18 protein-coding genes are annotated in these 25,147 nt (G+C 66.1%); 3 read left to right on the top strand and 15 right to left on the bottom strand.

Annotation, left to right across the window (positions count from 1 at the left end):
- Positions 1 to 3: 3 nt before the first annotated feature.
- The 7 genes from BM171_RS08680 to BM171_RS08650 form a co-directional block, all read right to left on the bottom strand.
- A complete protein-coding gene (locus BM171_RS08680) occupies positions 4 to 2,640 on the bottom strand; it encodes a TRAP transporter permease (RefSeq protein WP_093010680.1) in 2,637 nt (878 codons plus the stop codon).
- Positions 2,641 to 2,764: 124 nt separating this feature from the next.
- Positions 2,765 to 3,736: a TAXI family TRAP transporter solute-binding subunit gene (locus tag BM171_RS08675; RefSeq protein WP_093010678.1), complete on the bottom strand. Its 972-nt coding sequence runs from the start codon at positions 3,734 to 3,736 to the stop codon at positions 2,765 to 2,767.
- A 197-nt stretch (positions 3,737 to 3,933) separates the two neighbouring features.
- Positions 3,934 to 4,827 carry a hypothetical protein gene (locus BM171_RS08670; RefSeq protein WP_139218686.1) on the bottom strand — a complete coding sequence of 298 codons (894 nt, stop codon included), beginning with the start codon at positions 4,825 to 4,827 and terminating at the stop codon, positions 3,934 to 3,936.
- 38 nt (positions 4,828 to 4,865) lie between these two features.
- Positions 4,866 to 5,393: a winged helix DNA-binding protein gene (locus tag BM171_RS08665; protein ID WP_093010675.1), complete on the bottom strand. Its 528-nt coding sequence runs from the start codon at positions 5,391 to 5,393 to the stop codon at positions 4,866 to 4,868.
- Positions 5,390 to 6,694: a TRAP transporter large permease gene (locus BM171_RS08660; RefSeq protein ID WP_093010673.1), complete on the bottom strand. Its 1,305-nt coding sequence runs from the start codon at positions 6,692 to 6,694 to the stop codon at positions 5,390 to 5,392. Before BM171_RS08660 ends, BM171_RS08665 begins: the two co-directional genes overlap by 4 nt.
- On the bottom strand, positions 6,694 to 7,245 hold the full coding sequence (locus BM171_RS08655) for a TRAP transporter small permease (RefSeq protein ID WP_093010671.1): 552 nt from the start codon (positions 7,243 to 7,245) through the stop codon (positions 6,694 to 6,696). Before BM171_RS08655 ends, BM171_RS08660 begins: the two co-directional genes overlap by 1 nt.
- 67 nt (positions 7,246 to 7,312) lie before the next feature.
- The gene (locus tag BM171_RS08650; protein ID WP_245760217.1) at positions 7,313 to 8,296 is read right to left on the bottom strand and encodes a TRAP transporter substrate-binding protein; all 984 of its coding nucleotides are present in this window, start codon (positions 8,294 to 8,296) and stop codon (positions 7,313 to 7,315) included.
- Between the two features lie 140 nt (positions 8,297 to 8,436).
- Between BM171_RS08650 and BM171_RS08645 the strand changes: the two genes are divergently transcribed.
- Positions 8,437 to 12,063 (top strand): hydantoinase B/oxoprolinase family protein, encoded by a 3,627-nt coding sequence (locus BM171_RS08645; protein WP_093010669.1) that lies wholly within the window; start codon positions 8,437 to 8,439, stop codon positions 12,061 to 12,063.
- On the opposite strand, the gene BM171_RS08640 is transcribed toward BM171_RS08645, so the two are convergent.
- From BM171_RS08640 to BM171_RS08605, 8 genes are all read right to left on the bottom strand, one after another.
- Positions 12,060 to 13,106, bottom strand: a complete 1,047-nt coding sequence (locus tag BM171_RS08640) for a glycosyltransferase family 4 protein (RefSeq protein WP_093010667.1) — start codon at positions 13,104 to 13,106, stop codon at positions 12,060 to 12,062. The two genes, BM171_RS08645 and BM171_RS08640, sit on opposite strands and share 4 nt — an antisense overlap.
- On the bottom strand, positions 13,103 to 14,686 hold the full coding sequence (locus BM171_RS08635) for an ABC transporter permease (RefSeq protein ID WP_093011078.1): 1,584 nt from the start codon (positions 14,684 to 14,686) through the stop codon (positions 13,103 to 13,105). Before BM171_RS08635 ends, BM171_RS08640 begins: the two co-directional genes overlap by 4 nt.
- Before the next feature lie 2 nt (positions 14,687 to 14,688).
- Entirely contained in the window at positions 14,689 to 15,486 is a 798-nt protein-coding gene (locus BM171_RS08630; RefSeq protein WP_093010665.1) for an ABC transporter ATP-binding protein, read from the bottom strand.
- Positions 15,476 to 16,471 (bottom strand): ABC transporter substrate-binding protein, encoded by a 996-nt coding sequence (locus tag BM171_RS08625; protein ID WP_093010663.1) that lies wholly within the window; start codon positions 16,469 to 16,471, stop codon positions 15,476 to 15,478. Before BM171_RS08625 ends, BM171_RS08630 begins: the two co-directional genes overlap by 11 nt.
- The gene (locus BM171_RS08620) at positions 16,468 to 17,511 is read right to left on the bottom strand and encodes a lysylphosphatidylglycerol synthase transmembrane domain-containing protein (protein ID WP_245760216.1); all 1,044 of its coding nucleotides are present in this window, start codon (positions 17,509 to 17,511) and stop codon (positions 16,468 to 16,470) included. The genes BM171_RS08625 and BM171_RS08620 overlap by 4 nt, the downstream gene beginning before the upstream one ends.
- Positions 17,508 to 19,136 (bottom strand): sulfatase-like hydrolase/transferase, encoded by a 1,629-nt coding sequence (locus BM171_RS08615; RefSeq protein WP_245760215.1) that lies wholly within the window; start codon positions 19,134 to 19,136, stop codon positions 17,508 to 17,510. Before BM171_RS08615 ends, BM171_RS08620 begins: the two co-directional genes overlap by 4 nt.
- Positions 19,133 to 19,870, bottom strand: coding sequence for a CDP-alcohol phosphatidyltransferase family protein (locus BM171_RS08610; protein WP_093010659.1), 738 nt, complete (start codon positions 19,868 to 19,870; stop codon positions 19,133 to 19,135). Before BM171_RS08610 ends, BM171_RS08615 begins: the two co-directional genes overlap by 4 nt.
- Before the next feature lie 107 nt (positions 19,871 to 19,977).
- A complete protein-coding gene (locus BM171_RS08605) occupies positions 19,978 to 20,733 on the bottom strand; it encodes an endonuclease/exonuclease/phosphatase family protein (RefSeq protein WP_139218685.1) in 756 nt (251 codons plus the stop codon).
- A 225-nt stretch (positions 20,734 to 20,958) separates the two neighbouring features.
- Here BM171_RS08605 and BM171_RS08600 point away from each other — a divergent pair, with 225 nt between their 5' ends.
- The gene (locus BM171_RS08600; RefSeq protein WP_175497520.1) at positions 20,959 to 22,014 is read left to right on the top strand and encodes an efflux RND transporter periplasmic adaptor subunit; all 1,056 of its coding nucleotides are present in this window, start codon (positions 20,959 to 20,961) and stop codon (positions 22,012 to 22,014) included.
- Positions 22,011 to 25,085: an efflux RND transporter permease subunit gene (locus tag BM171_RS08595; protein WP_093010655.1), complete on the top strand. Its 3,075-nt coding sequence runs from the start codon at positions 22,011 to 22,013 to the stop codon at positions 25,083 to 25,085. The genes BM171_RS08600 and BM171_RS08595 overlap by 4 nt, the downstream gene beginning before the upstream one ends.
- Positions 25,086 to 25,147 lie beyond the last annotated feature (62 nt).

The raw sequence follows: 25,147 nt of genomic DNA, 5'->3' as shown, positions 1-25,147 counted from the left end.
TCCTCAGAAAGCCGGCTTGGTCTGGCGGCGGCGCTGCATCAGGATCACGAGACCCAAAAGCAGAAGCGCCGGGATGTAGAACACCTGCGCCGGGATGCGGTCGCGCGGGATCTGCACCTGGGCCAGTCGCACCGGATCTTCGGCGTAGAAGTCGAAGCTCGACAGTTTCTCTGCCGTCGCAGTGCCGAACATCGGCTCGTCGAGCCGGACGCTGTCGCCTTCGGGGAAAAGGAGCAGACCGGAATTTTGGATCCGTTCCTGCGCGCTCGCGCCTTCGGCGTTCATCACGAGCGTCGTTTCTGCGGTGTCACCCGTGTTGAAGTCGGGGCCCTCGACGCGCAGCCGCATCCGCGTGCCCTCCTCGACCTCGCCGAGCACCTCCTCGAACTGCGCGGGCGGGATTTCGCGGAACGGGCTCTGCACCATGTCCAGCCAGACATTGGGGACAAAGAGCGTGAAGGCCACGAGCAGGAGCGCCGCGCTTTCGTAGATCCGGCTGCGCGCAAGGAAGTAGCCCTGCGTCGCCGCCGCGAAAAGCAGCATTGCGAAGGTCGCGATCACGAAGACGAAGACCGCCTGGAAGATCCCCTGCCACGTCCCCAGATCGACTCCGTAGAGGATGAGCGTCGGATTGAAGATGAAGAGAAATGGCAGCGCGACGGTCCTGAGGGAATAGAAGAACGCCGTGAAACCCGTTCGTATCGGATCCCCTCCCGACACCGCCGCCGCGGCAAAGGACGCAAGGCCCACAGGAGGCGTCACGTCCGCCATGATCCCGAAATAGAAGACGAAGAGGTGCGCTGCGATCAGCGGCACGATCAACCCCTCCTGCGCGCCGAGCGAGACGACGACCGACGCCATCAGCGAGGAGACGACGATGTAGTTCGCCGTCGTCGGCAGCCCCATCCCGAGGATCAGAGAGAACAGACCGACCAGCACCAGCATGATGATGAGCACCCCTCCCGAGAGCTGTTCGACAAGCGCCGCAAGCTCGGTGCCGATCGGCGTTTTCGTGACCGTGGCGACGATGATGCCCGCCGCCGCCGTGGCGACGCCGATGCCGATCATGTTGCGCGCGCCCGCGATCAGACCCTCGCGAAGATCGCCGAGCCCGGCCTTGAACTGGGCGGCAAGCTCGCCCCCCTGCCCCCGGAACATCGCCTTCAGCGGCCGCTGCGTCACGATGATCGCGAGCATGAGCGAGGTCGCGTAGAAGGCCGATTTCGCGGGGCTCTGCCGCTCCACCATAAGGAACCAGACGAGCACGATGATCGGCAGCACGTAGTGCAGACCGGTCGCGTAGACCTCGCCCACCGTGGGCAGCTTGATCTCGGGATCGTTGGGATCGTCCTCCTTGAGATCGGGCTGCCGCGCGGCGATGGCGACGAGACCCAGGTAGACCAGGCCGAGCACGGTCATCATGATCGGCCCGGTCAGCCCCGGCAGGACCGAACGCAGCCCGCCCACGATATAGATAAGCGCGGTGAAGGCGACGCCCGCGATGGCGAAGCCCACGAAGAACTTGACCAGCATCCCGACAAAGGACTTCGCCTCTCCGAGGGCCGGCATGTCCTTCTTCAACGCCTCGAGATGTACGATGTAAATCAGCGCGATGTAGGAGATCACCGCCGGGATGAAGGCGTGCTTGATGACCTCGACATAGGAAATGCCGATGAACTCCACCATCAGGAAGGCCGCGGCCCCCATGACGGGCGGCATGATCTGCCCGTTGACCGACGAGGCGACCTCGACCGAACCGGCTTGTTCATTGGTGAAACCGACCCGCTTCATCAGCGGAATGGTGAACGTGCCCGTCGTCACGACGTTGGCGATGGAGGAGCCCGAGATGAGACCCGTCATCGCCGATCCGACGACCGCCGCCTTGGCGGGCCCGCCGCGCAGATGCCCGAGCCCGGCAAAGGCAAGCTTGATGAAATAATTGCCCGCGCCCGCCTTATCGAGGAGCGAGCCGAACAGCACGAACAGGAACACGAATGCCGTGGAGACCCCGAGCGGGATACCGAAGACACCGGCCGTATCAAGCCATTGCGCGTTGATGAGCGCGGTGAAGCTGAGGCCCTCATGCTCGATGAGATCCGGGATCAGCCAGCCCGTGCCCATATAGGCGTAGAGCAGGAACAGCGACCCCACGATCGTCAGAGCCGGCCCCAGCGCCCGGCGCGAGGCTTCGAGAAGCACCAGAAGGCCGGTCGCACCGATCACGACCTGCGTGGTCGTTGGCAGACCCGACCGCGCTGTGGTCGCCAGATGGTCCGAGAAGAGGAAGATGTAGAAGGCGCAGAAGCCGCCGATCCCGGCGAGCAGCCAGTCTGCCAAGGGGATGTGCCCGCGCGGCGAGGACTTGAAGGCGGGATAGGCCAGGAAGGCAAGCACGATGGCGAAGGTCAGGTGGATGGGCCGCGTCTCGGACGAATTGAAGACCGGGGCATATTGCGCGAACCAAAGCATCGGCTGCGCGATCCAGAGCTGGAACAGAGACCAGGCCAGCGCCAGACCGGAAATCAGCAACGCCACGTTCCGGTTGGTCGGCGCGCGCGCCCCGCTGTCTGAGCTGGCGACGAGATCCTGAAGCTCTTCGTCGCTGAACTGGCGGTTTCCGCCCTGATCCTTGTCGGCCATTTGCGTTTCCCTGTCCCGAAGGCGCATCCAGCCATCGCACGGGCCGGTTTTGCGAGAATATCCCGGGCCGAACATACGGCCCGGGATCTTGTGCAGTGCGCGCCCTAGGCGGCGCGCGCCGGGATCATTCCATCAGGCCGGCTTCCTGGAAATACCGCTCCGCGCCAGCATGCAGCGGTGCCGACAGACCGTCATTGGCCATCTCGGCAGGGTCGAGATTGGCGAAAGCCGGATGCAGACCCTTGAACTGGTCGATATTCTCGAAGACCGCCTTCACGACCTCGTAGACGACATCCTCGGAGACATCCGACGAGGTGACGAAGGTCGCGCCAACACCGAAGGTCGTGACGTCCTCGTCGGTGCCGCGATACATGCCGCCCGGAATGGTGGCCTGACGGTAATAGGGATTCTCTTCGATCAGCGCTGCGGTCGCGTCGTTGTTGACGTTCACGAGGACCGAGTCGCAGGCCGTCGTCGCTTCCTGGATGGAGCCGGACGGGTGGCCGACCGTGTAGACCATCGCGTCGATGTTGTTGTCGCAAAGCGCTTGGGACTGCTCTGCCGCCTGCAGTTCGGAGGCGACGGCGAAATCGTCCATCGACCAGCCCATCTCTTCCATCAGCACTTCCATCGTGCCCCGCTGGCCGGAGCCGGGGTTGCCGACATTCACGCGCTTGCCCTGCAGATCCTCGAACGAGGTGATCCCGGCATCGGCACGCGCCACGACGGTGAAGGGCTCGGGATGGACCGAGAACACCGCGCGCAGGTTCTCCATCGCGCCCTGCTCTTCGAACTGCGAGGAGCCGTTATAGGCATGGAACTGCCAGTCCGACTGCGCGACGCCGAATTCCAGCTCGCCCGAACGGATCGCGTTGATGTTGTAGACCGAACCGCCCGTGGATTCGACGCCGCAGCGGATGCCATGCTCGGCGCGGTTGCGGTTCACCAGCCGGCAGATCGCGCCACCGGTCGGGTAATACACGCCGGTCACGCCGCCCGTCCCGATCGAGATGAACGTCTCTTCCTGCGCCATCGCGCCCGAGGCTCCGAGCGCAGTGGACACGGCGAATGCGGCGCAAATGATTGATTTCGACATGGATCTTTCTCCCAGATGGTTTTCGAACACGTGCGTCGTGATCGCTTGGCGAGGTGCGATGCCTCGCTCTTCAGCAAGTCTAGCGCTGCGAAAACAAAAAGCGCAACTCGATGGCGGCTTAATAATCGCGAATTTGCGGCCGCACGAAACGATGCATTGATCGCCAACACTACCGAACATGCGGTCGTCACCCCGGTTCAGGCGCGCGCGGCGCGGCCGTCTGTCAGCCACGGCAGCGCGAGTGGGGTCAGGTACATCGGGATCTGGTAGCACCCGATGAACACCATCAGCGGAAGCGTGGTCTCCGCGGGCACCGCCGCAAGGAAGAGCGCGAGGTTGCGATTGCCCCCGGCAATCGCGATGGCGCGGGATTTCTCGGCGGTCAGCCCCGACCGACGCGCACAGCTCCACGCGATGCGGACCTGGACCGCGTAGATCGCGAGCGCGGCGGTCAGGCTGGCGATCAGCACTCCGGGCGTCTCGCGCGCCGCGGGAAGCAGCGCCGACATGAGCGCCACGACGATGACTGCCATCGCCAAGGCCATCGCGCCGTCGAACGCCGTCCGGTGATGAGGCGCGCGCAGGCGCGGGAACACGCGGCGCAAGAGGACGGCGAGCGCAACGGCGGCCGCGATCACCACCAGAAGCCGCAGCGCCCCGGCCGCGACGGCGACAGGTCCGGGAAAGCTCGGTAACAGCGCGAAAACCGGCGCGGCCGTCAGCGGCAAGAGGGCCGTTCCAAGCGTCAGAAGCCGCAGCGCCAGCCCCGCATCCGCACCAGACATCACCGCAAGACCCGGCGCGCCCGTGATCGGCGAGGCCGCGAGCACCAGGACCAGCGCCACGCCGAGCGGCGTCTCGAGACCGCCCAGCGCCCAAAGCAAAGCGCCCGCGACCAGCGGCGGCGCGGCCTGCAGCGCGAGCGTCAGAAGCACGGCCCGCCGCCCCGTGCCCGCACCCGGCAGAAGCGCGCGAGGCCCTTCGCGCAGAACGGCAAGGCAAAGTAGCACACCCAGAAGCGGAACGATCAGTGGCTCGGCGGCGCGGGCAAGCCCCGGCAGCGCGATCCCGACGAGAAGTCCAGAGACCAACAGCCACCTTGCATGCCGCGCGCAGAAAAGGAGCATCCTCACAACGTGGTGGCCGCCCGCGCGGCATGATCGTAGCTGCCTGAAATCGCGCGCAGAAGCGCCGCAAGCCGAGACATGTCTTCCGGCGGAAAGCCCATCTCCCGCGCAAGCTCGATCAAGAGCCCCTCGCGGACCTTGGCGTACCGCGTGCAAAGCGCCGCCCCCGCCTCCGTGATAGTAACGGATTTTTCCTTGCCCTTGCGCGCGGTCGTGACGAACCCGGCCTCGGTCAGCTTGCGCACGGCGTAGCTGACCAGATGCGCGTCCTCGACATGCAGGACGAGCCGGATATCCCCCAGGGTCTTCGGCCGGTCACGATGGTTGACGAGATGCAGGATCAACACCTCGAGCGGGGCCATCCCCGGCGCCCCTGCCGCATCCATGCAGCGCACGATCCAGCGGTGGAACGCGTTGTTGGCCATCGTGAGGGCGTATTCGACCTCCGAGAGCTCCGGCAGCCCCGACGCGGCCAGGTGCGCGGAGCTGACGACCGGGCCGATGCCGGTTTTTTCGGGCCGATCACTCATCGCGACAACATCGTTCCGGGAAGCCAGAGCGCGAGCTCGGGGAAAACCGACAGGATCGCGACCGCCAGGACCAGAAGCCCGAAGAACGGTGCGGCATAGCGCGCGACGGTGAACATGTCACGCCCGGTGATGGTCTGGATCACGAAGAGGTTGAAGCCGACGGGCGGCGTGATCTGGCTCATCTCCACCACGAGGACGAGGAAAATGCCGAACCAGATCGGATCGATACCCGCCGCCGTGACCATCGGCAGGATGATCGAGACGGTCAGGACGACGATGGAGATCCCATCGAGGAACATGCCCATGATGATGAAGAACACAGTCAGCATAGCCAGAAGCGCATAGGGCGAGAGGCCCATCTCGCCGATGAGCCGCGCAAGATCGCGCGGAATGCCGGTATAGCCCATTGCCACGGTCAGGAACGACGCGCCCGCGAGGATAAACGCGATCATGCAGGTCGTGACGGTGGCGGCGCGCAACGAGTCGAAGAGGCCCGCGAGGCCGAGCGCACCCGTCATCTGCGCCAGCACCAGCGCGCCGATCACCCCGATCACGGCCGCCTCTGTCGGGCTCGCGATGCCAAGGTAGATCGAGCCGATCACGGTGACGATCAGACCGACGACCGGCAGAAGCCGCGCCGCTGCCGACATCGCTTCGCCGCGGCTCACCCGAGGCTCAGCCTCCGGCATCCGGTCTCGATGCATGAGCGACCAGAGCATGATGTAGCCGCCGAACAGCATCGCTAGCATCAGCCCCGGTATCACGCCCGCCAGAAACAGCCGCGCAATGGATTGCTCGGTCGCCGCGCCATAGACGATGAGGATAATCGAGGGCGGAATGAGAAAGCCGAACGTGCCCGACCCGGCCAGCGTGCCGATCGCCATGCGGTCGTCGTAGCCGCGCGATTTCAGCTCCGGCAGGGACATCCGGCCTATCGTCGCCGTCGTTGCCGCCGATGAGCCCGACACGGCTGCGAAAAGCGCGCAGCCGAGGACGTTCACGTGCAAAAGCCGCCCCGGCAGCCGCGCGGTGAATGGCGCGAGGCCCGAGAACATGTCCGAGGAGAGGCGAGAGCGGACCAGCACTTCCCCCATCCAGATGAACATCGGCAGCGCGGTCAGGTCCCAGACCGACATGCCGCCCCAGACCTTGGTGGCGAAGACGAGCTCGGGCGGCGCAGGAGCCGCGGCATACATCGCGACCATGCCGACCGCGATCAGAGCGAAGCCGACCCAGAGGCCAAGCGCCAGCGCACCGAACAGGACGACCACGAGAAGCGGAGCAAGGGTCGCGATCTCCATCAGTTGCCCTCCTCGGTGGCGGCTTCCGCCGCGAGATGGCCGGGCGTGCCGCCGCGTGCCAGGGTCACCGCCGCATCGACCAGCGCAACCGCGAAGAGCGCCAGGCCCAGCGTCATGACGCCTTGCGGTATGGCGAGCGGGATCGGGATGACGCCGTAGCTGACGGAATCGAATTGGTAGCTGTCGAGGGCCTGCAGCGCGCTCGACCAGGTGGCGAAAACCGCCAGCGCCGCGGCCGCGAGGGCCACGAGCACGCCAAGCCAGCGCGCCACGCGCTCGGGCAGCGCTTGCGTGACAAGCTTGACGCGCACATGGCCCCCCGCCTGAAGCGTGCCCGCGAGGCCGAGGAATACCGCGGCGGCGAAGAAGAACGCGCCGAATTCGGCAAGCGAGGGGATCGTCAGTCCCGGCGGGGACAGCGAGAGCGCCCGCGCCGCGCGATCAAGCAGGCGGCCCGCGATCTGCAAGGCGACGAGCACGGCGATGAGCCCGAAAGTGATCGCACTCAGCCAGAGGCCGGCATCGTAGAGACGGTCGAGAAAACGGCGCATCGGCGCACTCCGGGATCTGAGTTGGAAAGTGGGTGGCGGGGCCGCGCGGGCCCCGCCTGGGGCAGGCTCAGCTGCCCGAGTTCCGGTAGGCGTCGATCACGGCCTGACCCGCGTCGCCGGCCTCTTCGAGCCATTCTTGCGTCATGGTCTCGCCGATTTCCGACATCTCGTTCGACAGCGTCTCGGAGGGCTGCGAGATCGTCATGCCATTCTCCTCGAGGGTCGCGATCCCGCTCTCGGTCTCGGCTTCGGACATTTCCCAGCCGCGGGTCTTGGCGGCCTCGGCGGCCTCCATGATGGCGGTCTGCTGCTCTTCAGGCAGCCCCTCGAAGGCCTCGGTGTTCACCATGACCATGTTCTTGGGCAGCCAAGCCTGCGTGTCGGTATAATGTGAGGTGAAATCCCACGCCTGGCTCGACACTCCGGTCGAGGGCGAGGTGATCATCGCATCGACACGACCCGTCGCAAAAGCGGTCGGAATGTCACCCGTTTCGATCTGCGTCGGCACCGCGCCCATGAGCTGGGCGAGCCGCTCGGTTGCGGCGTTGTAGGCACGGAAGGATGCCCCTTCGAGATCGGCAGCGCTTTCCACGGGTTCCTGCGTGTAAAGGCTCTGTCCCGGCCACGGCACCGCGAAGAGCAGCGTCAGACCCTGCTCGGCCAGTTTTTCTTCGACGGCGGATCGCGAAGCTTCCCAGAGTGCGCGGCCCTCATCGTAGCTCGAGGCAAGGAACGGGATCGAATCGACGCCGAAGACCGGATCTTCGTTCGCGAGACGCGACATCAGCACCTCGCCGATGGGCGCGAGGCCCCGGCGCACCGAATCCTTGATCTCGGGATGCGCGAAGAGCGAGCCAGCAGAATGCACGGTGATCTCGACACCGCCATCGGTAGCCGAGGACACATCTTCGGCGAATTGCATGATGTTCTGCGTATGGAACACGCTGTCGCCATAGGGCGTCGGCATATCCCATTCGGCGGCGAAAGCGGGCAGCGCGAGGCCGGCGGAGAGCACCGCGGCCGAAACGCTTCTCAGAAGTGTGCTGGTCATGTGTATCATCCCTGTTGTCTCGGCACGGCTTTGTTCGAGCGGCCGGATCGCCGCACCTGGATCCGGATATGTCGAGGTTGACCAGACAGTGATAATTTGTCAACGATTTGTCACTGAACTGGAGATGAGAGGGATCGGCCATGCCGTCGGATGCAGCAAACAGATGGGATTTCTGGATCGACCGGGGTGGCACCTTCACCGATGTGATCGGGCGCGCGCCCTCGGGAGAGCTTTCCGCGCTGAAGCTGCTGTCCGAGAACCCAGAGGCCTACGAGGATGCCGCGATCGAAGGGATTCGGCGCTTCCTCGACGTGGCCCCGGGCCAGATCCCTCCTGAGCGTGTTGGCACCGTCCGCATGGGCACGACCGTTGCGACCAACGCCCTTCTGGAGCGTAAAGGCGACCGGACGCTCCTTCTCATCACCAAGGGCTTTCGCGACGCGCTCCGCATCGCCTACCAGGACCGGCCCGACATCTTCGCGAAAGAGATCGTATTGCCCGAGATGCTCTACGACCGCGTTGTCGAGGTCGAGGAGCGCGTGCGCGCGGACGGTACGGTCGAGACGGAACTCGATCTCGATGGCGCAAAAGACGCGCTCGCGGCTGCCAAGGCCGACGGTATCGACGCGGTGGCCATCGCGCTGATGCATGCCTGGACCGCACCTCAGCACGAAGAGCAGCTCGCCGAGGCCGCGCGCGAGGCCGGCATGGGCCAGGTCTCGGTCAGCCACGAAGTTTCCCCGCTCATCAAGCTGGTGGGACGCGGCGACACGACTGTCGTCGACGCCTACCTCACCCCGATCCTGTCACGCTACGTGGAGCAGGTGGCGAACGCGCTCGGCGCGACACCGCCTGACGAGGACGGCCCGACCCTTCAATTCATGATGTCCTCGGGCGGATTGACCGCTGCCGACCGCTTCAAGGGACGCGATGCGATCCTGTCCGGCCCGGCGGGCGGCGTCGTCGGCATGGCGCGCACCGGGCAGATCGCGGGCGAGGAGCGGGTGATCGGGTTCGATATGGGCGGCACGTCAACCGATGTCGCGCATTTCGACGGCTCGTTCGAACGCACCTTCGAGACGCAGGTCGCGGGCGTCCGAATGCGCGCGCCGATGCTGCGCGTCCATACCGTCGCGGCGGGCGGCGGATCCATTCTTCATGCCGATCCGGGCCGCTTCCGCGTCGGCCCCGACAGCGCGGGCGCAGATCCGGGGCCCGCCTGCTACCGCCGCGGCGGTCCGCTGACCGTCACGGATGCGAACGTCATGCTCGGCAAGCTCAATCCCGACTTCTTCCCCGCGATTTTCGGCGAGGGGCAGGACCAGACGCTCGACCGCGACGCCGTCGCCGCGAAATTCGCAGAGATCGCGGAGGCCGAGGGCAAGTCCAGCGAAGAGGTCGCCGAAGGCTTCCTGCGCATCGCCGTCGAGAACATGGCCAACGCGATCAAGAAGATCTCGGTCCAGCGCGGCTACGACGTGACGCGCTATCTGCTCAACGCCTTCGGCGGCGCCGGCGGGCAACATGCCTGTCTGGTGGCCGATGCGCTTGGAATGACGAAGGTTCTGGTGCATCCGCTCTCGGGGCTCCTGTCCGCCTACGGAATTGGCCTCGCACGCGTCACCGAACAGCGCCAACGCGCGCTCGAGGTCGATCTTGGCGAAGACGCGGCCGCCCGGATCGCCGACACGCTTGGCGGGCTCGAGCGGGAAGTCAGGAACGAGCTTGCCCAGCAGGGCGTGCCGGACGAGGGGCTTACCCTGACGCCGCGCCTGCATCTGCGCTACGCTGGCACGGATACGGCGATCCCGATTGCCTGGGATGGCGACATGACCCGCGCGCGCCAGGCGTTCGAGGCCGCGCACGAGGCCGAGTTCGGCTTCACCGACCCCGATGCGACGCTCGTGGTCGAGGCCGCTGAGATCGAAGGCCAGGCCGCAGAGCCCGCCGCCGATCCCGAACCATCGGACACTCCGGACCCCGGCGAAGCGGAATCCGAAACCGAGGTTCCAGTCTATTCGGGCGGCACCACCCACGATGCCCGCGTCGTCCGCCGCGAAGCCCTCACGCCAGGCCGGCATGTCGATGGCCCTGCCCTCATCATCGAGCCGAACCAGACCATCGTCGTGGAGCCCGGCTGGCGTGCCGAGGTGACCGCGCGCGACCACGTGATGATGACACGCCGCGAGAAAGCCAATCGCGCGGACGCCATCGGCACCGAGGCCGATCCGGTGTTGCTCGAGGTCTTCAACAACCTCTTCATGAACATCGCCGAACAGATGGGCGTCGCGCTGCAAAAGACCTCGCGATCGGTCAACATCAAGGAACGGCTCGACTTTTCCTGCGCGGTCTTCGACGCCTCGGGGGCGCTCGTCGCCAATGCGCCGCACATGCCGGTGCATCTGGGCTCGATGGACCGCTCGGTCGAGACGGTCATTCGCCTCAACGAAGGCAAGGTGCGGCCGGGCGACGTTTTCGCGCTCAACGCGCCCTATAACGGCGGCACGCACCTCCCGGACATCACTGTCGTCACACCGGTCTTCGACGAGGCCGGGGAGCACATCCAGTTCTGGGTCGCCTCGCGCGGGCACCACGCCGATGTCGGCGGTGTCGCGCCCGGCTCGATGACGCCGCTGGCGACCAGCGTCGACGAGGAAGGCGTCTTGATCGACAATTTCCGACTCGTGGAAGCCGGGCGCTTCCGCGATGCGGAGATCCGGGAGGTGCTGACCTCCCACGCCTACCCCGCGCGCAACCCCGATCAGAACGTCGCCGATCTCAAGGCGCAGGTCGCGGCCAATGCCCGTGGCGCGGCAGAGCTGCGCGCGATGATCGACCAGTTCGGGCTCGACGTGGTCGAGGCCTATATGGGTCACGTCCAGGACAACGCCGCGGCGGAAGTCGCCCGCGTGATCGGGCGTCTGTCGGACGGGGAATACGAATACCCCACCGATACCGGCCAGGTGATCCGCGTGAAGATCAGCGTCGATCGCGACAAGGGCGAGGCGACAGTCGATTTCACCGGCACGTCCGAGGCGAGAAAGAACAACTTCAACGCGCCCGAGCCGGTCACACGGGCGGCGGTACTCTACGTCTTCCGGGTGATGGTCGAGAGCCCCATCCCGATGAATGCGGGCTGCCTGCGGCCGGTGAAGATCGTGATCCCCGAGGGCTGCATGCTCTCCCCCGCCTACCCCGCCGCGGTCGTCGCGGGCAACGTGGAGACGAGCCAGCATGTCACCAACGCGCTCTTCGGTGCGCTTGGCGCGATGTCCAACTCCGAAGGCACGATGAACAACCTCACCTTCGGCAATGACCGGCACCAATATTACGAGACGCTCTGTTCGGGCAGCCCGGCGGGTCGGCGCAACGACGGCACCGGCTTTCACGGGACGAGCGGTGTGCATGTCCACATGACCAATTCGCGTCTGACCGATCCCGAGATTCTCGAGCTGCGCTACCCCGTTCTGCTTGAAGAATTCCGGATCGACGAAGGCTCGGGCGGCAAGGGAGAGTTCAATGCGGGCGACGGCACGACGCGTCGCATCCGGTTCCTCGAGGATATGGAGCTCGCCATCCTGTCGTCTCACCGAGAGCGCCCGCCGCAGGGAATCGCGGGCGGCCAGCCGGGACGCGTGGGGCGGACGGAGATCCACTGCGCGGATGGCCGCGTCGAGACGCTGCGCGCCGCCGATCAGACCGAAGTATCGGAAGGAGATGCGGTGGTCGTCGTGACCCCCACAGCGGGCGGCTACGGCGCGGCCTAGGGTGCCAGACCGTCGAGAACGCGTGACGCGATCCGGCAGGTCTCGGTCCAGTCGGGCAGTGCAGCGCCGTACCGTCGGGCGGCGGCGGCACGAGCCTCGCATTCGGCCGCATCGGTGAGAAGCGCGCGCAGCGCCGTGGCGAATGCTTCGGGATTGTCGGGCGGCACGAGGCGTCCTGCCTCGGAAGGCACGGTGTCCGGCACTGCCCCCGTGTCGCAGCTGACAATGGGCAGGCCATGGGCCAGCGCCTCGTCGAAGACGATGCCGTAGCCTTCATACCGTGTGGCGAGCGCGAAGATCGACGCCTGAGCATAGAGCCGGGACAAAGGCTCCTGCTCCACCCGTCCGGCAAGGCGCACGCGTCCATCGAGGCCCATATCTCGGTGAAGCTGCGCGAGGTATTTGGCATGGGCCGGATCATGCGCGCCGCCCACGATCATGGCCTGCCAGTCGAGATCCGTCACCTCGGCCAGCGCCCGCAGCAGGATGTCGTGCCCCTTGCGCGCATGCTGGATGCCCACCGACAGGATCTGTGGCGGAAAGACGGGTGCAGCGGGGTGCCTCGGCGGCTCGGTCCCGGGCCGCGCGATGGTGATGCGCTCGGGCGGGACGGCATATTCCTCGATCAGGATGCGCTTCGTATGAGGGCTCGGGACGAGCACATGCGCCGCCAGCGCGAGGTTGTCCCGCTCGGTTTGGAAAAGATGATCCCGCCGCACCGGCTCGAGCCCGCTCTCATGAGCGAGCGGATGATGGATCATCCCGACAATCGGCGCGCGCACCCGCGCCAACCCCTCCGTCGCGATGGAGCCGTAGACAAGTCCGTCGAGGATCAGCGGGCATTCGGACGACAGGCCGCATAGCTGCGTGATCGCGTCATCCATGTCCTGCGCGCTCGGATCGGGGAAGGATGCGCCGAGCTCGATATGCGTGACGTCGCGGCCGAGCGCGCGCAATCCCTCGAGAAGGCGGCGCTCGTAGATGTAGCCGCCCGTCAGCGTGGTGATATCGCCCGGAATGGCAAAAGCTGCGGGTGCGCTCATGCCAGTTGCTCCGGCGCGTAGGTCCCGAGGATCCGCCGCTCCACCGCACCGACAGCGGCATATCCGAGCGCGGACAGGACAGAGACCAGCACCACCGAAGACCAGAGCATGTCGTAATCCGACAGCGAGGCCGAGATCGCCATGAGCGAGCCGATCCCGTTGCCCGTGGCAAGCCATTCGACCACGGTCACGGCAAGGACCGACGCAGGGACCGCCATGCGCGCGGCGGCGAAGAAGGCCGGCAGCATGGCCGGGATACGCACCCGCAAAAGCCGCGTCACCGGCCCCGCCGCATAGCTGTCGAACACGTCCATGATCTGCCCCGGCGCTTGTCTCAGCCCATGCAGCGAGGCAACGAAAGTGGGAAAAAAGACCATAACTGCGACCAGAACGATGGTCCCGACCGCGCCCCGTCCGAGAAGCAGCACGACAAGCGGCGCGGTGGTGACGATGGGCACGGAGCGGAGCGCGATCGCCAGCGGCATGGCGGAGCTTGCGATCATCGGCACGAGGATCAGAAGAACCGCGAGGCCCGCCCCGGCCAGGAGACCCGCGAGGTATCCCGGGATGAGGAACAGCGCGGTCTCGCCCAGCGCGGCGGCAAGCGCCGCGCGTGTCTCCGCCGCGTCATCGTCGAGGACGAGCGCGGCAAAGACATCGCCCGGCCCCTTGGCGAAGAACGGGTTGAGCCCGAAGGCCAAGAGCGCAAGCCACCATGCACCAACGGCAATGAGCGTGACGAGACCCGCATCGACCCAAGCGGCAAGACGGCCACGGCTCGCGCCTGCCGGGGCCGCCAGGATCACCGGCGGCGCGTCGAGTAGAACCCGCCGTCCAAGCGCTCCGATCGCGATATAGGCGAGGATCGATACCGCCGTCGCGACGGTGGCAAGTCCCCAGGTCATCTCCACGTCGAGCGCGCGGATCGCCTGGACGGTCAGCACGCCCATGCCCCGCTCGGCGCCCGTGAATTCCCCCACCATCGCACCGAGGAAGGCGGCCGGGGCGGCGATCTGCAGACCGGCGAAAAAGTAGGGCAAGGACGCCATCGCGCGCACATGCACCAGCGTCGCGAACCGCCCGCGCCCGTAACTGCGGACGAGATCGAACCAACTTGACGGCGCGGCCCGCAATCCGACGAGAAGCGGGATCAGCGTCGTGTAATAGACCGCAAGCGCGGCGAGCGTGACCTGCGGCCCCGCGCCCGGCCCGTAGAGCACACGCAGGATGGGGCCGGTGGCGACGAGCGGCAGGCAGAAGACTAGCAGGGCAAGGCCGGTTACCACCCGTTCCGCGCGCGGCCAGGCGAGCGCGACGGCGGCGAGCGCGATTGCCGCGACATTGCCGATGACAAACCCGAACGCGGCATTGGTCAGCGTCTCGCCAAGCGCGCGGGCCATGAGCGCGCGATCCTCGACGAGATAGGCCAGAACCTCGGTCGGCCCCGCGAGAACGAAAGCGTCGGTCAAAAGCCGGGCGGCAAGTTCCCAACCGATCAAGAGGACGACAAGCCCCGGCAAAGCGCGCGCGCGGCTCGCCTGTATCCGCCAAAGGCTCGTGCCCGTCCAGCTTGCCGCCATGCTCATTGCGCCGCGATGCCCCGGTCCGGCAGCGCCATCCCTTCGCTGAGGGCCGCGACGACCCGGTCGATCAGCGCCGCCGCGTCGGGGGCACGCAGCCCGTCGGGATCGCGCGGGCGCGGCAGGTCGATGGCGATGTCGGCAACGATCTCGGCAGGTCGCGGCGTGAGCACGATCACCCGGTCCGATAACAGCACCGCCTCACTCACCGAATGGGTGACGAGGAGGGTGGTCGTGCCCCGCGCCTCCCAGAGCTTCGGCAGATCGCGCGCAAGCTGCTGCCGGGTCAGCTCGTCCACCGCGCCGAAGGGCTCGTCGAGGAGCAGAAGACCCGGCCGCGTCGCCAGGGCCCGCGCGATCGCCGCGCGTTGGCGCATACCACCGGAGAGCGCTGCCGGACGCGCCTCGGCAAACCCGCCAAGGCCCACGAGATCGATGAGGTCCTCGACCTCGCGATCCGCCGCTTTCTGACGCGCGAGCTGGAGCGCCAGCTCGATATTGCCGCGCACGCTACGCCACGGAAGCAGCGAAGGATCCTGGAAGGCCACGGAGAGCCCGGCATGGCGCAAGGTCTCGGATGGCGGCGCACCCGCGATGTCGATCCGGCCCGAGGTTGGCGTCTCAAGCCCCGCGATCAGGCGCAGAAGCGTCGACTTCCCGCAGCCCGACGGCCCGACAAGCGCGGTCGTGCGACCCGGCTCAAAAGTCAGATTCACGTCGCGCACGGCTTCCGTGCCGCCTGCGAAGATCTTCGTCACACCCTCGCAGGCAATGCGGGGTGGCGGCGTCTCAGGAGCCATGAACCTCTTCGAGAATGGAGCGATCCCAGAGATCGGGTGACACGTCACGTCCCAAAAGCGCCAGCGTCTCGATATTCGCGGCCACGGTCTCGTCGGTCCACCAGCCGAAGCCGTTGGCTTCCGTAAGCTCCGAGAACATGAGCGGCACCTGCCGTTCGGCCTGCATCCGCTGCGCTTCGATATCGAGCCCGGCATCGGGATACATCTCGAGGGTCAGCTCGGCCGCCGCGTCGGTATCGGCGCGGTAGGCGTCCCAGGCCATCACCTCGCCACGCATGAGCGCGACCAGCTCTTCGCGGCGATTGGCAAGGCTGTCCTCTGTCGCGATGTAGGTCTGCGAGTGCACGGCATATCCGTAATCGGCGAGCAGCATGGTGATGCTCTCGACGCCCTCTACAGCCATCGCGACAGGCAGATCGGTCTCCCAGCACAGAAGGCAGTCGACCTCTCCCGCCAGAAGCGGCTGGGCGGAATATTGCGTCGGCACGATCTCGATATCGTTGATGTCGACGTCGTTGAGCGTGCAGAGCGCCTCGAGGATCGGGGTATTGGCCAGCGCCATGCCGATCCGCTTGCCGACGAGATCGGCCGGCTCGTTCACGGGATTCTCGGGGAGCGAGGCGACGACGAACGGATTCTTCTGCATCGCGACGCCGAGGATCTTGAAGGGCGCGCCCTCCTCGACGGCGGCTGCGGTGTAGTCCGCCGCCGAAATCCCGACGAGCGCCGTGCCCGAAACGACCGGCGGCTCCACCGGTGCGTTGGGGCCTCCCGGCAGGAGCGAGACCTCGAGCCCGTTATCCGACCAGAATCCCCGGTTCTGCGCGATGTAACTGCCGCCGAACTGCACCGAATGCAGCCAGGACAGTTGCAGGCTCACCGCCGATTGCGCCCAGAGGCGCGAGGGTGCGAAGACGGATGCTGCCCCGAGTGCAGCCGCACCGGTGCCGAGAAGACGTCTTCGTGTCAGAGGAAATGAGGTCATGATACTCTCTCCGTTGGTGGTCCGAGCCTAGGCCGGGAGCCGCGTCTGGCAAGACCCGAAGCTGCGTCCCTTGGTCCTGTCTCTGCCTCGGCGGGCTTTTGGCCGGTCCGCGAGGGGCTGAGCCACAGCACGGCGAGACCCGGCAACGCGGTCGCGATGAAAACAAGACCAAAGGCGACGGAGGCGGCGAGCGCGGCGCTTGTCGCTACGCCCGCAAGCGGCAGAAGCACCGCGGCCGTGCCTTCGCGAACGCCCCAGCCGCTCACGGACAGCGGGATCAGCATCGACAGAAGGATCAGCGGCACCAGTGCCGCGACCGCTCCGAGGCCGAGCGTGATACCGACCGCCTTCGCCGCAAAGGCGAAGCCGGCGAGATTGAATAGCGCCGTTCCCAGACTGAGGCCGATCTGGGCCGGCAGGATGTCGCGGTCCAGCAGCGCCCGGTGCACCGAGCCGGCGAAAACGCGCGCGCCCTGCCCCGCCGAGCCGGGCAACCGACGCGCGCCCAAAAGCGCCAGCGGCGAAAGCAAGGCGAGCGCCAACGCCGTCAGCGTCGGCCAGAGGAGCCATGCCGGCCAGTCGAGACCGCCCGGAACGGCAAGCGTTGCCAGAACGCCCAGCGCCAGAAAGAAGACCATCGCGACCTGCCCGGCGAGCCGTTCGAAGATCACCGCCTGGCCCGACGCCCAAAGTCCGGCCTGTCCTCGCGCGCGCACTGCCCGGCCGGCATCGCCGATCATGCCGCCCGGCAGCGACTGGTTCACAAGCTGCGCCATGTAATATTCGCCAAGCGCATGCAGCCGTCCCAGCCGTATCCCCAGTTGCGCGGCGGTCAGGCGCCAGCGCAAGGCCGACAGGATGGTTTGAACCGAGAGCGCGGCGAAAGCGGCGATCAGCCAGACCGGATCAGCCCCGGCAAGGCTTTCCAGTGCCGCGCGCCCATCGGCAGATTGCCAAAGAAGCACCAGCAGCGCGCCGCCTATCGCGATCTGCATCGCGCGCGGCAGCCAAGACGGCATCTTTTCGGTCACGCGCCTCATGAGCCCGTCCCCGCATCCGCACCGTTGGTGAAGGCTTCGAGGATCAGATTACGCATCTCGCCCATCGGCCGTACGGGCAACGCGGCATCGGGAACGAGGCCATCCGAAAAGCCCCAGCTCTCAATCCGCGCGACAAGCTCCGGCGGGCCGACGACGTGCATCGGCACGTCGTAGCTTTCGTCGAGCGCGACAAACCCCGCCGCCTGATGGTCCCCGATCACGAGGATCAGCGGCGGATCATCGGCATGGAGGGCGGCATAGTCGAAGGTGACACGCAGCGCGTAGTCGATTGCCTTGCGGTACTGATCGCGCACGCGGTCCCGGTCGAGCCAGACCTCTTTCGGCGTATCGCCGGACAAGGCCATCTCGTTGAAAACCTGTCCGTCCCCGACCTCGTCCCAGCCGATGAGATCCGGGATCGGCACCCAGGGCGCATGGGATGTGCCGGTCGCAAACTGTGCGAAGACCGGACGGTCGGACGTATCGTTCCGCAGCATCCGGTCGAGCGCGGAGTACGTATACTGGTCGGGCATCGTCACCCAGTTGAAGGGCAGACCCTTATAGCCAAGATCGGACGAGGCCAGCACGGTCTCGAAGCCCATGCGCGAGGATTCGGGCCAATCGAGCGTGATCTGCGGCATAACGGCGGCGGTGTGGAATCCCGACCGCCCGGCGATGTGAAAGAGCGTCTCGCGCGGGCTCGCCAGCATCGCACGGTAGCTGATCTGGTCGGCGACGCGCAAACCGTTGGCGAAGGTCGCATGCGAAAGCCAGCTCTGCCCGCCACGCGTCGGCGCCTCGAGCCAGCCTGAACGCATCGCCAGCCCTTCTTGCCCGAGCGTCTCCTGCGCGGCCCGAAGCGTGGGAACATGCGTTGCGGCATAGAGTTCGGTGTCGAAACTCGCCCGGCCGTAGCTTTCGACGAAAACGATCAAGACGTCACGGTCGATGGCATCCAGAAGTCCGTGCCGGTCGGCGAAAGCATCCTCGGCGGCCAGCCGCGCAAACCCGCGCAATTCGCGGATCGTGCGGCTCGCGAGTTCCGTCTGCTTGACCGCGAATTCCGCGTTCCGCGTGGAGGAGCCGGGCATCTGCCACGGAAGGCTCCACCTGCCGAGTGCTTGACCGGCATCCGCCACGATCAGAGCCGCGCCGACAATCGACAGGCAGGCCGCGCCAAGCGTCACGGGGCGTTTCGCCTTGATCCGGGACCAGACCCCGCTTGCCCACCAAAGACCCATCGCGGCGAGGATCATGGCGACGAACGCTCCAAATGCGCTGAGTGTCGCGAGAATGGGACCGATCGCTCCAACCAAGAGCCGGAACCCCGCTTCAATCAGCGGGAAGTCCGCGACGAGATTGAAGCCGCGCCCCAAGGCTGAAACCATTGCGATATTGCCGATCTTGAGGAGCACAAGCAGCGTCGAGGCGAGAACGATCGCACCGCGCAGAGCCCATGCTGCCCGACCGGGCGGAACGAAGAGGAGCGCCGCCAGGATGACCGGAAGTTCGAGCGGCGCGCGCAACAGCGCGACCCAGCTCAGCCCGGCAGGATGGCTCGGCAGGATCAGCGCAAGGTGAATGAGGAGCGCCGCGAGCCCCGCGCGCAAAATCCGTCCGCTCACCGTTGCGTCCGCCAAAGCCAAATGATGTCGCGACCGAAGGACAGTGCCAGCGCCAAGAGCGCAAAGCCGACCAGCGGCGCGGCAAGCACATCCGGCAGGATCGGAGCCTGCAACGCGATGAGCGCGCCGAGTTGAAGAACGCAGACGGCTTTGCGGCTGAACCGGTCAGGCAGATTGCGCATCAGCCAAGGGTAGAAATAGCCTGCGATGAGGAAGGCATATCTTGGAAGGCCGAGGATGATCGCCGCAGCAGGACCGGTCATCGCCGCGTTGAACGCGAGCACCAGCCCCAGCGCGGAATCGACCTCCATGTCGAACCGGGCGCCGAAAGCTGAACTCAGGCCCTGACGCCGTGCGGCCCAGCCATCCACGCCGTCGAGCGCCAGCGCGACGCAGGCGGTGGCAAACAGCGTCCAAGAGATCGCGCCCCCCGCGAGGACGACCGAAACCAGCGCGGCAACGAGCACCAGACGGACGAGCGTCACGAAGTTGCAGATTCCGAGTTGCGAGTGAGGATAACTCCGCATCAATGCGCGAAAGACGATCGCGGCCGCGAGGAGATAGGCCAGAACGGCCGCGCCCGACGCGGCGGAACCCGAGTCCAGAACGAAGCTTGACACCGCAGCGACGCCGCCCGCGCCAAGAAGCGCGGTGGCGATGAACGCGGCACCCGGTCCGCTCGGTGCGCGAAGCGGCCTCGGGTCTTGTGTAACAGTCTGATGAACGTCGACCATGTTGGCATGAATTAGTGCATCAGTACTTGCGTCAAGCGGGATGCGTGCCAGCTGCCACCTTCGCCGCGCAAGTCTGCGTGATTGTGCATGAAAAGCCGCTCCGGCCGTCAGCCGCCGATGACGACCTGTCCCAGCAGGGGGCGGTGATCGGAGGCGATGCGAATGCCGGGCCCGTCGAGCGCCCGCGCGTCCGCCACGCGTGCACCCTCGCCCGCAAGAATTCGATCAAGCGGCAGGACCGGCCAGCCGACCGGAAAAGTCCGGACGGCAGGTCCGCGGAGCGAAAGCCCCAATACCGTATGCGAAAACGCCATCCCGCCCCAGGGCCGCCACTCATTCAGATCCCCGCACACAATGAGAGGCCGGCTCTGCCGGCGCGCGAGATGCTGCCCAAGCGTTCGCATCTGAACGATCCGCAACGGCTGGGACAGCGACAGATGCGTTCCGACAAGGCGCAGCGCCACGCCGCCGCGCCTTGCATCGACGATCACCGCGCCGCGATGACACTGCCCCGGCAGATCGAGAAGCGTCACCCCTTCGACCTCGAAATCCGGGGCCATCAGGACAATCACACCTAGAAACCCGTGACTTTCCCCGCTCCAGCGCCGCACAGGCAAGGTGTGCACGCTCCGAAGGCCCGTTTCCTGTTCCAGCCGGGCCATGTCGAGAATGCCGCGATGCGGCCGCGCCTCTTCATCGGCTTCCTCCAGCACGAGAACGTCCGGGCATTGCGCGCAGACCTCGTCGCACAAGACACGCAAGGTTCGTTCCGCGTCGACCACGCGATCCTGACCGCGACCGCGATGGATATTCCATCCAGCGACACGAAGCTCGGACGTTCGGATGTCGTGCGTCTGTTTCATAGTCACCACGAGAGAAATCGGGCGCGCGGGGAGGTGCAATACCGCAAGGCGCGAAAAAGTTCCTTCTCCGGGCGGCCTCCTCACGTTTACGCCAGATCAAGGCCAATCGTTTGATCGGACACGCCCTCGCCTCACCTTACACGATCAACGCGGCGGATTTCCGCCTGAACAAATCAAGGAGGCCGGATCGTGAAACGGCTGTTCAAGATAATCGGAGGTTTGTGCGTGGCAGGCCTATGCGCGGCGGCGGGTATCTTCGGAACGGAATATTTCCTGTCCTCGCAGAGCTCCGCCAGCCAGTCCTCTCAGCAAGGCGGCCAGAGCGCGACACCGGTCGGCGTCGCGCAGCCCGAGCGGCGCGAGCTTGAAACGGCGGTCTCTGCGGTTGGCACGATCATGCCGCTGCGTGACGTCGAACTGACCCCAGCTGCCGCGGGACGCGTGACGGAAGTCGCCGCCGGCTCGGGCGCGCAGCTTCAGGAAGGGGAACTGGTTCTGCAACTCGATGATCGCGCCCAACAGGCCGCGGTCAGCAGCGCCGAGGCAACCTTCGACGAGGCCAGTCAAAACCTCGCCCGCGTCGAGGAGCTGGCAGAAGCCAATACCGCCGCCGAACGGCAGCTCGAACAGGCGCGCGCCACGTTCGCCCGCGCCGAGGGCGAGCTCATGTCGGCCCGTGCCGCGCTCGAGGATCGCCGTATCACCGCGCCGTTCTCGGGAACGCTCGGCCTCATGGATGTGGATGAGGGCGCATACCTGTCGACCTCGTCGGTCGTCGCGCGGCTTTCGGACCTGTCGGTCGTTCAGGTCGATATATCTCTTCCCGAACGGTACTTCGAGCGTGTCGCGCCGGGCCAGATGATCGAGGCGACGGTTCCCGCCTATCCCGATTCCGTCTTTGAGGGCGAGGTCGTGGTGCGCGACAGCACTGTTCAGCCCGGCTCGCGCAGCTTCGATGTGCGCGCCGAGATTACGAATACTGACCGCCGGCTCGTGGGTGGCATGTTCGCCGAGACCCGGCTCGTTTTCGACACCTACGAGGGTCTCGCCTTGCCCGACGATGCGATCATCAGCGAGGGATCGTCCACATACGTCTTCACCGTCGCGGACAGCACCGCAACGCGCACCGATATCTCGCTCGGAGGCTCGGTCGGTTCACTCACCGAAGTGACCGACGGCATCGAGGAAAACGATCAGGTCGTGGTGGCCGGTTGGGGCAACCTGCGCGACGGGGCCTCGGTGACCATCTCGGAGGACGTACCCGAGGAGGCGCTCGAATGACGCTGCCCGATCTCTGCCTGCGCCGTCCCGTGCTCGCCACGGTGATGTCGATCCTCATCATCGTGCTGGGCATCGCGGGCCTGACGCGGATGCCGGTCCGCGAATTGCCGGACACGTCCACCGCGCAGGTCACGGTCAGCGTGCAATATACGGGCGCGAGCCCCGGCGTTGTCGATTCCGAGATCACCTCGGTCGTCGAAGGCGCGATCTCGACGGTCGCGGGGATCGACCGGATCTCCACCAACGCGGAACTCGGCGGCTCGCGCACGGTCATCACCTTCCGGCAAGGCCGCGACATCGACCAGGCGGCATCGGATGTTCGGGCGGCTGTGCAAGCGGTGTCCGGCGATCTGCCCGAAGAGGCCAACGAACCCGAGATCGAGAAGAATGACAGCCAGGGCGATCCGATCATCTGGATGACGATGACATCGGACCGGATGGATGCGACGGAGCTGACCGATTACGCGGACCGCTTCATCACCGACCGGCTGGAGACATTGTCGGGCGTCGCTGCCGTCAACATCTACGGCGATCGCCCTTACGCGATGCGCGTCTGGCTCGATCCCAACGGCATGGCTGCGCGCGGCATCACCGTGAACGAGATCAGCGAGGCCCTTCGGAACAACAATCTCGAATTGCCTGCGGGGCAGATCGAAAGCGCCTCGCGGACCTATCTTCTCCGCACTCAGACGCGCCTCGCGAGCGTCGAGGATTTCGAGGATCTCATCGTACGCGAGACGGAGGGCTTCCAGACCCGGCTCGGCGACGTGGCCCGCGTCGAGATCGGCACGGAGAGCGACGATTCCTACTTCCGCGCGAATGGCGAGACGGCCATCGGCCTCGGCGTTCTGCGGCAATCCTCGGCCAACACGCTCTCGATCTCGCAGGCGATCAACGCAGAGGTCGAGGCCATCCAGCCCGACCTTCCGAACGGCACGTCGCTCGAGATCTCGAGCGACGATGCGGATTTCATCAACAACTCGATCCGGCAGGTGCTCTCGACGCTCGCCATCGCGGTCGGTGTCGTGGTCGCTGTGATCTACGTCTTCCTGACCTCCATCCGCGCGACCATCGTGCCGGCCGTAACCATCCCGATCGCGCTTTTGGGCGCTTGCGCGGGCATCGCCATCGCCGGGTTCTCGATCAACATCCTGACCCTCTTCGCGCTCATCCTCGCCATCGGGCTCGTCGTCGACGACGCCATCGTCGTGCTCGAGAATATCGAGCGCCGCGTCGAGGAAGGCGATCCGCCCGGAGAGGCGGCGCGGGAGGGTGCGAACCAGGTCTTCTTCGCGGTCGTCTCGACCTCCGCCACGCTGATCGCCGTTTTCGTGCCTCTGTCTTTCCTGCAGGGCGAAATCGGCAAGCTTTTCTCCGAGTTTGGGATCACCCTCGCCATCGCGGTGGCGGTGTCATCTTTCGTGGCGCTCTCACTGTGTCCGGTGATCGCGGCGCGCGTTCTGAAACCGGGGATGAACAAGAGCCGCTTCGCCCGGATCGTCCACTCGGCGAACACGCGCCTTTCGAACGGGTACAAAAGTCTTCTGACCCGCGCGATCCGCGCGCCACTCCTCATCATCGGCATTGCCGCGGTGATGACCGGCGCGTCCTGGACGCTCTATCAAAACCTTCCCTCGCAGCTTACGCCGGAAGAGGATCGTGGCATCTTCTTCGTGAGCATCTCGGCTCCCGCAGGCTCCGCGCTCGGATTGACCGACGAGGCGGTGCGACAGGTGGAGGATCTGATCGCTCCCTATCGCGAGGAGGGCATTGTCGAGGATTCGATCTCGATCGTCGGCCAATACGGCGAGACGGGCCGGGCTTTCGTCGTCGCGACGATGGCCCCGTGGGGCGAGCGCGACATGGGGCCGCGCGACGTCGTCAACGAACTTCGCCCGAAGTTCGGCGAGATCACCCTGGCCAGCGTCCGCTCTTTCGCGCCCTCCGGGCTTAGCGCCGGATCCGGCTCGGGCCTCGAAGTCATCGTGACCGCACCGAGCTTCGAGCAGGCGGCGGAATATTCCGCGCAGCTGGAACAGGCGATGCGCGAGGATGGCGACATCGTCGGCGTGCGCCGGGCCTACGAGGTCAACACGCCCGGGTTCGACATCCGCGTGAACCGCGAACTGGCCCGCTCCATCGGGGTCGACGCGCGCACCATCTCGGATTCGGTGCGGACCTTTTTCGCCTCAGCGGACGTGACCGAGTACATCCAGCAGGACAGGCAATACCCCGTCATCCTGCAAGCGCCCGAAGAGCTGCGCGCGACAACCGACAACCTGCGCGGGCTCAACATCCGCACCGCTGCGGGCGACCTCGTGCCTCTCGACGGCCTCGTGGAGCTTGAACGCCGTGCCTCGGTGGCGGCCTTCAACCGCTTCAACCGCCAGCCTTCGGTGGAAATCAGTGCCTCGCTCGCGGAGGGCGTCGATCTTGGCGCGGCTGTCTCGAAGGTCGAGGCAATGGCCGACGAACTTCCGTCGCAGATGTCCATCGCCTTCTCCGGTCAGGCCGAGCAATTCCAGGAAACCTCGGGCGGCGTCCTCGTCACCTTCGCGCTGGCTTTGCTGGTGGTCTTCCTCGTTCTCTCGGCCCAGTTCGAGAGCTTCGTGCAGCCGGTCATCATTCTGCTGTCCGTGCCGCTCGCGGTCGCCGGGGCACTGACGACACTCTTCGTGCTTGGCGAAGCAATAAACATCTACAGCCAGGTCGGGATGATCATGCTGATCGGCCTCATGGCCAAGAACGGCATCCTGATCGTCGAGTTCGCCAATCAGCTGCGGGAACAAGGCCGATCCGTGCGCGACGCGGTGATCGAAGCCTCCGCCGTGCGCCTGCGCCCGATCCTCATGACCGTGCTGTCCACGGTCCTGGGCGCGGTGCCGCTCGTCTTCTCGTCGGGGGCGGGGGCGGAGAGCCGGTTCTCCATCGGTATCGTCATCATCGGCGGCTTCGCCGTCGCCTCTGCGCTGACGTTGTTCCTGACGCCGGTTCTCTATGATCTTCTTCAGTCAGACCGGCAGAAGGAGAGCGACACGACGGAGAGCGGCGCAGCGCAGCCGGCGGAGTGATGCGCGCACGAAATCGAGAAGCTTGGCGATGCTTGTCGCGATAGCTATTTGCTCGCCCGGAC

The organism is Roseivivax halotolerans (assembly GCF_900115815.1).
GTDB classification, from domain to species: Bacteria; Pseudomonadota; Alphaproteobacteria; order Rhodobacterales; family Rhodobacteraceae; genus Roseivivax; species Roseivivax halotolerans.
Note: the sequence above shows the minus strand (reverse complement) of the source record. Positions and strands in the feature narration are given on the sequence as shown.

Excerpts from the sequence above, each read along its gene's own strand:
- BM171_RS08680 (WP_093010680.1), bottom strand. The coding sequence starts at position 2,640 with ATGGCCGACAAGGATCAGGGCGGAAACCGCCAGTTCAGCGACGAAGAG.
- BM171_RS08675 (WP_093010678.1), bottom strand. The coding sequence starts at position 3,736 with ATGTCGAAATCAATCATTTGCGCCGCATTCGCCGTGTCCACTGCGCTC.
- BM171_RS08665 (WP_093010675.1), bottom strand. The coding sequence starts at position 5,393 with ATGAGTGATCGGCCCGAAAAAACCGGCATCGGCCCGGTCGTCAGCTCC.
- BM171_RS08660 (WP_093010673.1), bottom strand. The coding sequence starts at position 6,694 with ATGGAGATCGCGACCCTTGCTCCGCTTCTCGTGGTCGTCCTGTTCGGT.
- BM171_RS08655 (WP_093010671.1), bottom strand. The coding sequence starts at position 7,245 with ATGCGCCGTTTTCTCGACCGTCTCTACGATGCCGGCCTCTGGCTGAGT.
- BM171_RS08650 (WP_245760217.1), bottom strand. The coding sequence starts at position 8,296 with ATGACCAGCACACTTCTGAGAAGCGTTTCGGCCGCGGTGCTCTCCGCC.
- BM171_RS08645 (WP_093010669.1), top strand. The coding sequence starts at position 8,437 with ATGCCGTCGGATGCAGCAAACAGATGGGATTTCTGGATCGACCGGGGT.
- BM171_RS08640 (WP_093010667.1), bottom strand. The coding sequence starts at position 13,106 with ATGAGCGCACCCGCAGCTTTTGCCATTCCGGGCGATATCACCACGCTG.
- BM171_RS08635 (WP_093011078.1), bottom strand. The coding sequence starts at position 14,686 with ATGGCGGCAAGCTGGACGGGCACGAGCCTTTGGCGGATACAGGCGAGC.
- BM171_RS08630 (WP_093010665.1), bottom strand. The coding sequence starts at position 15,486 with ATGGCTCCTGAGACGCCGCCACCCCGCATTGCCTGCGAGGGTGTGACG.
- BM171_RS08625 (WP_093010663.1), bottom strand. The coding sequence starts at position 16,471 with ATGACCTCATTTCCTCTGACACGAAGACGTCTTCTCGGCACCGGTGCG.
- BM171_RS08620 (WP_245760216.1), bottom strand. The coding sequence starts at position 17,511 with ATGAGGCGCGTGACCGAAAAGATGCCGTCTTGGCTGCCGCGCGCGATG.
- BM171_RS08610 (WP_093010659.1), bottom strand. The coding sequence starts at position 19,870 with ATGGTCGACGTTCATCAGACTGTTACACAAGACCCGAGGCCGCTTCGC.
- BM171_RS08605 (WP_139218685.1), bottom strand. The coding sequence starts at position 20,733 with ATGAAACAGACGCACGACATCCGAACGTCCGAGCTTCGTGTCGCTGGA.
- BM171_RS08595 (WP_093010655.1), top strand. The coding sequence starts at position 22,011 with ATGACGCTGCCCGATCTCTGCCTGCGCCGTCCCGTGCTCGCCACGGTG.